The sequence below is a fragment of the Bacillus nitratireducens genome (assembly GCF_036320425.1).
Taxonomy (GTDB): domain Bacteria; phylum Bacillota; class Bacilli; order Bacillales; family Bacillaceae_G; genus Bacillus_A; species Bacillus_A nitratireducens.
In genome coordinates this window covers 1-257 of the sequence record NZ_JAUMJO010000063.1, presented here as the reverse complement: position 1 = coordinate 257, position 257 = coordinate 1, and the positions used below count along the sequence as shown (strand labels likewise).

The window sequence follows — 257 nt, the reverse complement described above, 5'->3', positions numbered from 1 at the left end:
GGTTCTGGTGCAAAAATAAAACACAAGGGAATAAAGCATATATATTCCTAACGGAATCGTATCTTATGTTGCAAGTCCAAACAATTGATGGATGAATTCTTTTTGATTTTGTACAGACTGGCTCCGTAAAGCAATCTGTTCTTTTTTAATCATATACATGGCTTCTACTCCAGAAAGAATGGATGTAGCTGTGTCAAAAGATTTAAGGCCTAGCATAGAACGGATTCGCTTCTTTATAAAGCGATGATCTTGTTCTA

Annotated in this window: 1 protein-coding gene; it reads right to left on the bottom strand. The window is 35.4% G+C overall.

All coding sequences use genetic code 11. The annotated features are described in order from the left end of the window. Window positions 1-63: 63 nt before the first annotated feature. Window positions 64-257: DDE-type integrase/transposase/recombinase (locus tag Q3V31_RS30860; RefSeq protein WP_329767707.1), on the bottom strand; the 194-nt coding region annotated here is incomplete at its 5' end.